A 6,857-nucleotide genomic window follows, 5' to 3' on the forward strand; every position below is an offset into this window, starting at 1 on the left:
GCCCAGACCCCCTGCGGCAGCGCACCAGCAAGGTCACGACCCCCGCAGCCACCGCACCAGCAAGGTCACGCAGGCTCAGGACAGCTCGCGCACCAGGTGCACGACGGGGAAGGGGCGGCCGAAGGCGTCGGTGGTGTGGGTGCGCAGGGTGCGGAAGCCGTGTGACGTGTAGAAGCCGAGGCCGTGCGCGTTGCCGGCGTACACCTCGACGCTGGTGGGGGCGACGTGGTCGAGCAGGAGGGTGCCGATGCCCGTGCCGTGCACCTCGGGCTCGACGTACAGCAGCTCCAGGTGGGTGCCCCGGCACCCGGCGAGGCCGAGGGGGCGGCCGGCGCGCTCGGCGACCCAGACGGCCATCGACGGCAGCAGCGCGTCGCGCAGGTAGGGGTGGGCGTCGGTGAAGTCGTGGTCGGCCATGAAGCCGTGGCTCGTCCGAGCCGCGCGCTCCCAGAGGTCGGTCAGCTCGTCGAGGTCCCGTTCGCGGGCGAGCCTGATGGTCACGTCGGCCAGGTCGCTCACGCGCCCCACACCTCCTCGACCAGGCGGACCACCTGGTCGCGCGAGAGGCCGGCGCGCCGTGCGTCCGCGACCACCTGCTCGACCGCCGCGCGGGTGGCGCCGTCGGGGGCGACCGGTGCCGTCACGAACGTGCCGCGCCGACCTTGCGTCTCCACGACCCCGTCGGCCTCCAGCTCGCGGTAGGCCCGGGCGACGGTGTTGACGGCCAGACCCAGGTCGGCGGCGAGCGCGCGCACGGTCGGCAGCCGGTGCCCCGGCGGCAGCGAGCCGTCGGCGGCGGCTGCGGCCACCTGCCGCCGCACCTGCTCGAACGGCGGTTCGGTGGCGTCGGGGTCGATCTCGAGCGCGATCACGTCGGCATCCTGCCACGCGCACCCGCACCCGACATCGCCCCGACGAGGTCCCCGACGGCTTCCCGTGGCACGGGCATGCGGGTGACGTGCAACTGGTTGTGACAGTTTCGGCCCGCCGCCGCGCCGCGGCCCCTACGCTCACGCCATGACCAGGACCGCGTTGCTCGCCCGTCCCGCCGTCGCGCTCGCCGCGGTCCTGCTCGCCGGGTGCGGCGCGGAGACCGACGCGGAGGACGAGCGCTCCGCCGCTCCCTCCGGTTCACGACAGAGGCCGACGGTCCCACGCAGGTGCGGGTCGTGGACGACGCCGTGTGGACCACGGTGCTCTCCGAGGGCGGGAGAGTCAGTGGCTGCTGGAGCCGGACCGACGCGGCGGGCACGTTCGCGGCACGTCCCGGCTCGGACGAGGTCGACCCCGGGTGGCCGCTCGCCGACCTGTTCGAGGCGTCCAAGGCCACCGAGCTCAGCAACGACGACGGCCAGGTCGTCACCGTGCAGGTGCCGGCTCGCGTGGCTGTGGCACTCGTGCTCGGCGCGGTCCGACCGATCGAGCTCGAGGGCGAGCGGGCCGACGAGCCGGTCGAAGCGCGGGTCGCGATCTACAGCGGCCGCCTGGACCACGTCGAGATCGACCCCGAGGTCCTCGGCGACACGGGGGACGCAGCCGTGGACCGACTGGCACGATCGGCCGCGGAGGACGGGCTCGACTTCCGGATCGAGATCAACCCGACGGCGGAGAACCTGCGGGTAGCCGCACCCCAGCCCGCCTGTCGGTAGACGCACAGCAGGACGTCGTCGCCGCGCGCGGCGCTGTCGGGCCCGCCGACTAGGCTGGACCGGTCATGACGTCGCCCTTTCCCGTGCCCGCCGGTGCCCGCCCCTCGTCGTCCTCGGACGACTCCGACCCGAGCCCGGTGGCAGCGGCCCGCACCCGCCGCGCCGCCCGCTCCGACACGCTCCTGGAGGGGCTGAACGACGCCCAACGGGCCGCGGTCTCCCACGAGCCGGGGCCGGTGCTGGTGGTCGCGGGAGCCGGGTCGGGCAAGACGCGGGTGCTCACGCGGCGCATCGCCTGGCTGATCTCCGCCCGCGGCGCCCACCCGGGCTCGATCCTGGCGATCACCTTCACCAACAAGGCGGCCGCCGAGATGCGCGAGCGTGTCGCCGAGCTCGTCGGTGGCCCGTCGCGTGCCATGTGGGTGAGCACGTTCCACTCCTCGTGCGTGCGCATCCTGAGGCGCGAGGCCAACCGGTTCGGCTACACCTCGACGTTCAGCATCTACGACGCCGCCGACTCCCGACCTCTCATGACCCTGGTCTGCAAGGACATGGGGTTGGACCCCAAGCAGGTCAACCCGCGCGCCGTGCTGCACTGGGTCTCGAACCTCAAGAACGAGCTCGTCGACCACGAGTCGGCCGGCGGTCGCGCCACCAACGGCACCGAGGAGCTCTACGCCGAGGCCTACCGGCTCTACCAGCAGCGACTCCGGGCGGCCAACGCCATGGACTTCGACGACCTCATCATGCAGACCGTCCACCTGTTCCAGGCCTTCCCCGACGTGCGCGAGACGTACCGGCGTCGGTTCCGGCACGTGCTCGTCGACGAGTACCAGGACACCAACCACGCCCAGTACGCGCTCGTGCGGGAGCTCTGCGACCCCGAGACCGACCCCGACCTCGACCTCATGGTCGTCGGCGACTCCGACCAGTCCATCTACGCCTTCCGCGGCGCGAACATCCGCAACATCCTGGAGTTCGAGCAGGACTACCCCGCCGCGTCCACCGTCCTGCTGGAGCAGAACTACCGCTCGACGCAGACCATCCTCAACGCCGCCAACGCGGTCATCAGCCGCAACGAGGGCCGCAAGGACAAGAAGCTGTGGTCGGCGGCCGGCGACGGCGAGCGGGTCGTTGGCTACGTCGGCGACGACGAGCGCGACGAGGCGCAGTTCATCGCCGACGAGGTCGACCGGCTCACCGACGCCGGCGACGCGAAGCCGTCCGACGTCGCCATCTTCTACCGCACCAACGCCCAGTCCCGGGTGTTCGAGGAGGTCTTCATCCGCGTGGGGCTGCCCTACCGGGTGGTCGGCGGCGTGCGCTTCTACGAGCGCAAGGAGATCAAGGACGCCCTCGCCTACGTCCGGGCGCTGGTCAACCCGCGCGACGCCGTGTCGCTGCGGCGCATCGTCAACGAGCCGAAGCGTGGCATCGGCGACGGCGCGCAGGCCGCCGTCGAGCGGTTCGCCGCACGCGAGCAGATCTCCTTCTGGGACGCCCTCCAGTGCGCCGAGGAGACCGGCGACCTCGCCCCCCGCTCCCTCAAGGCCGTGCAGGCCTTCGCCGCCACGATGGCCGAGCTCCGCGAGCTCGCGCTCTCGGGCGAGCCCGCCGACGTCGTGCTCGAGGCCGCCCTCACCCGCAGCGGCTACCTCTCCGCGCTAGAGGACAGCAAGGACCCGCAGGACGAGACCCGCGTGGAGAACCTCGCCGAGCTCGTCGCCGTCGCGCGCGAGTACGTCGTCAACGCGTCCACCGTCTCCGACGAGGAGAGCGGCCGCGAGGAGGCCGACCTGACGAGCGGCTCCCTCGAGGCGTTCCTCGAGCAGGTCGCGCTCGTCGCCGACGCCGACTCGATCCCCGACGAGGGCGACGGCATGGTCACGCTGATGACGCTGCACACCGCCAAGGGGCTGGAGTTCCCCGTCGTCTTCCTCACCGGGCTCGAGGACGGCGTGTTCCCCCACCTGCGCGCGCTCGGCGACGCGACCGAGCTGCAGGAGGAGCGACGCCTCGCCTACGTCGGCATCACCCGCGCCCGCGAACGGCTCTACGTCACCCGGGCGATGAGCCGTGCGGCCTGGGGTGCGCCGTCGTACAACCCGGCGTCGCGGTTCCTCGACGAGATCCCCGCCCACCTGCTCGACTGGCGCCGGGAGGGACAGTCGCCGACGGCGTGGACCCGCGCACCCTCCATCGGCGGTGGTGGCTCCTCCAGCGGCGGCGGTCGCGGTCAGGCGTTCACGGCCAAGGCGGCCGCGGCACGCTCGCAGCGCAAGCGCGCGGTGCCGTCGCTGACCCCGGGCGACCGGGTCACGCACGACAGCTTCGGCCTCGGCACCGTCGTCGCGCTCGACGGCCAGGGCGACAACGCGGTCGCCAGCGTCGACTTCGGCTCGCAGGGCGTCAAGCGCCTGCTGCTGCGCTACGCCCCGGTCGAGAAGCTGTAGCCGCCACGACGCACGACGCCCCCGGCCGCTGGCCGGGGGCGTCGTCAGGTCGGGGTGGGGCTACGGCGTGACGCCGTGCTCGCGCAGCGCGATCTCGGGGTCGATCGGCTCGGAGGTGGGGGCCGGTCACGTTGCCGGTCGAGCCGGTGTAGCCGATCGTCTGACCGGCGCGCACGCGCTCACCGGGGGTGGCGACGATGCGGCTCTGGTGGCAGTACCAGATCTCGGTGCCGTCGTCGAGGGTGACGACGGTGCGGTTGCCGTAGGCGCCCGCGTAGCTCGTGTCGGTCACCGTACCGGCCGCGACCGAGACGATCGTCGAGCCCGACGGGCCCGCGAAGTCGAGGCCGGTGTGCACACGGGCCCACAGCGAGCTGGACTGGCCGAACCGCGCGGTCAGCGCGTAGCCGGTGACCGGCAGCACCCACTGGTTCGACTTGTACTCATCGGCGACGTTCTGCGCCTTGTCGCGCAGCTCGCCGTCGACCTTCAGCTTCTGCGAGGCCTGCTGCTCGGTCTGGCGGGCCAGCGTCGCCTCGTCGATCTCGGGCGTCACGTCGACGCCCTGGGAGCCGGTGTAGCTCGCCGAGATCGTCTGGTAGCCGGAGTCGAGCGAGCCCTGGTCGGCACGCGGGGACAGCGCTGCTGCGCCGATCCCGGCCATCACGAGGGCGACGGCACCCGCGGCAGCCGGCGTGAGACGCAGGCTGGTCTTGCGACGGCGGGGACGGACAGCCGCCCGACGGCCGCCGACGGAGTCGCGCGGCGTCTGCTGCCTGACGTCGAGTCGACGTTTGGGCGCAGGTGATGACACGCAGAGACCTCCAGCGATGCACGGGGCGGGACCTGTCGAGTCTAGAGGACAGGAGGTCATGGTCAAGGAGGAACCTGGAGACCGACGACGCCCTCCCCGTCGTTCCGGGCGTGTCGCGGGGGTGGTTGTGAGGAGGAACACCGCCGTGCGGGACGATCTCGGGATGCCGATCCCACGAGTCGTGGTTGCCGACCTGAGCGGTGCCTCCGAGGAGCTCGCGCTGCGCCACGCCCGAGCGGCGAGCGCGGACGGCGACGAGGTCGTCTACCTCGGCGGCAGCGAGCCCGTCGCGACCGCCTGGGTGGTGCGCGCCGAGGACGCCGGACGGGTGGTCGTGGTCGCCGGCGACACGGCCGCGCAGGCACTCAGGGCCGCGCTCGCCGACCTCGGGATCGACGACGTCGCGCTCGAGGTGCTGCCGCCGCACTGATTGGCAGGACAGGCGCGTGGCCGCCGTCACCCCTGCCAGGTGTGACGCACCCCGCCGCCCGTTCCCCTCCCACAGAGGCTAGAGTCCCGAGAGGCTCTGACCTACCTCAGAGGACCCTGGACGAACCAAGGACGGTCATCACCGTGGATCTGATGGAATACCAGGCGAAGGAGCTCTTCGCCAAGCACGGCGTCGCGACGACGCTCGGCAAGGTCGTCACGACCGCCGACGAGGCCAAGGCTGCCGCCGAGGAGCTCGGCGGCGTCACCGTGATCAAGGCGCAGGTCAATGCCGGCGGCCGCGGCAAGGCCGGCGGCGTCAAGATCGCCAAGACCGCCGACGAGGCCTACGAGCACGCGTCGAACATCCTCGGCATGGAGATCAAGGGCCTGACGGTCAACCGCGTGCTCGTCACGCCGGCCACGCCCCCGGTCGAGGAGTACTACTTCTCCTTCCTGCTGGACCGCTCGAACCGCAGCTACCTGTGCATCGCGAGCGTCGAGGGTGGTGTGGAGATCGAGGAGGTCGCCAAGACCAACCCCGAGGCCGTCCGCCAGATCCCGATCGACGCCGGTGCCGGTGTCGACGAGGCCAAGGCCCGCGCGATCGTCGAGGAGGCCAAGTTCCCGGCCGAGCTCGCCGACCAGGCCGTCGCCATGGTCCAGTCGCTCTGGAAGGTCTTCGTCGAGGAGGACGCCACCCTCGTCGAGGTCAACCCGCTCGCCCGTCTCGAGGGCGACAAGCTCGAGGCTCTCGACGGCAAGGTGTCGCTCGACGACAACGCCTCGGAGGTGCGCCACGCCGAGCACGAGGAGTTCGTCATCCACGAGGAGGCGGACCCGCTCGAGGCGAAGGCCAAGGAGAAGGGCCTCAACTACGTCAAGCTCGACGGCGAGGTCGGCATCATCGGCAACGGCGCGGGCCTGGTCATGAGCACCCTCGACGTCGTCGCCTACGCCGGCGAGAAGCACGGCTCGGTCAAGCCGGCCAACTTCCTCGACATCGGCGGCGGCGCCTCGGCGCAGGTCATGGCCGACGGTCTCGACGTCATCCTCGGCGACCCGCAGGTCAAGAGCGTGTTCGTCAACGTCTTCGGCGGCATCACGTCGTGCGACGCCGTGGCGAACGGCATCAAGGGCGCGCTCGAGCTGCTGGGCGACAACGCCACCAAGCCGCTCGTGGTCCGTCTCGACGGCAACAACGTCGACGAGGGTCGCGCCATCCTGAACGAGCTGGACCACCCGCTCGTCACCCAGGTGGACACGATGGACGGAGCGGCCGACAAGGCCGCCGAGCTGGCGAACGGCTGAAGGGGCTGACATGTCGATCTTCCTGACCAAGGACTCCAAGGTCATCGTCCAGGGCATCACCGGTGGGATGGGCTCCAAGCACACCACCTTGATGATCGAGGCGGGGTCGAACATCGTCGGCGGCGTCAACGCGCGCAAGGCCGGCACCACCGTCGAGCTGGCCGGGACCACCCAGCCGGTCTTCGGCTCGGTGGAGGAGGC

General features: G+C 71.7%; 7 protein-coding genes and 1 pseudogene. 5 read left to right on the plus strand and 3 right to left on the minus strand.

Translation table 11 applies throughout. The features are described 5' to 3' along the window. Positions 1-75: 75 nt before the first annotated feature. Positions 76-519: a GNAT family N-acetyltransferase gene (locus A6Q79_RS16025; RefSeq protein WP_317698758.1), complete on the minus strand. Its 444-nt coding sequence runs from the start codon at positions 517-519 to the stop codon at positions 76-78. Further along, positions 516-872, minus strand: a complete 357-nt coding sequence (locus A6Q79_RS16030) for a GntR family transcriptional regulator (RefSeq protein WP_286690082.1) — start codon at positions 870-872, stop codon at positions 516-518. Before A6Q79_RS16030 ends, A6Q79_RS16025 begins: the two co-directional genes overlap by 4 nt. 297 nt (positions 873-1,169) lie before the next feature. Between A6Q79_RS16030 and A6Q79_RS16035 the strand changes: the two genes are divergently transcribed. Together A6Q79_RS16035 and pcrA are read left to right on the plus strand one after the other, a co-directional pair. Beyond that, positions 1,170-1,649, plus strand: coding sequence for a hypothetical protein (locus A6Q79_RS16035; protein ID WP_317698759.1), 480 nt, complete (start codon positions 1,170-1,172; stop codon positions 1,647-1,649). 65 nt (positions 1,650-1,714) lie between these two features. After that, the gene (pcrA, locus tag A6Q79_RS16040) at positions 1,715-4,102 is read left to right on the plus strand and encodes a DNA helicase PcrA (protein ID WP_286690084.1); all 2,388 of its coding nucleotides are present in this window, start codon (positions 1,715-1,717) and stop codon (positions 4,100-4,102) included. On the opposite strand, the gene A6Q79_RS16045 is transcribed toward pcrA, so the two are convergent. Further along, positions 4,059-4,916, minus strand: coding sequence for a M23 family metallopeptidase (locus A6Q79_RS16045; RefSeq protein ID WP_317698760.1), 858 nt, complete (start codon positions 4,914-4,916; stop codon positions 4,059-4,061). The genes pcrA and A6Q79_RS16045 overlap by 44 nt on opposite strands. Positions 4,917-5,079: 163 nt before the next feature. Between A6Q79_RS16045 and A6Q79_RS16050 the strand changes: the two genes are divergently transcribed. The 3 genes and pseudogenes from A6Q79_RS16050 to A6Q79_RS16060 form a co-directional block, all read left to right on the plus strand. Then, the gene (locus A6Q79_RS16050; RefSeq protein ID WP_067854865.1) at positions 5,080-5,346 is read left to right on the plus strand and encodes a hypothetical protein; all 267 of its coding nucleotides are present in this window, start codon (positions 5,080-5,082) and stop codon (positions 5,344-5,346) included. Positions 5,347-5,489: 143 nt separating this feature from the next. Further along, the gene (sucC, locus tag A6Q79_RS16055; protein WP_317698761.1) at positions 5,490-6,656 is read left to right on the plus strand and encodes an ADP-forming succinate--CoA ligase subunit beta; all 1,167 of its coding nucleotides are present in this window, start codon (positions 5,490-5,492) and stop codon (positions 6,654-6,656) included. A gap of 10 nt (positions 6,657-6,666) precedes the next feature. Continuing rightward, positions 6,667-6,857 (plus strand): annotated as a pseudogene (locus A6Q79_RS16060) (succinate--CoA ligase subunit alpha); the annotation flags it as partial.

The organism is Aeromicrobium sp. REDSEA-S32_B7 (genome assembly GCF_001626145.1).
Taxonomy (GTDB): Bacteria; Actinomycetota; Actinomycetes; order Propionibacteriales; family Nocardioidaceae; genus Aeromicrobium; species Aeromicrobium erythreum.

What these genes read in the sequence shown, in the direction of transcription:
- pcrA (WP_286690084.1), top strand. Translation starts at nt 1,715, where the DNA reads ATGACGTCGCCCTTTCCCGTGCCCGCCGGTGCCCGCCCCTCGTCGTCC.
- A6Q79_RS16050 (WP_067854865.1), top strand. Translation starts at nt 5,080, where the DNA reads ATGCCGATCCCACGAGTCGTGGTTGCCGACCTGAGCGGTGCCTCCGAG.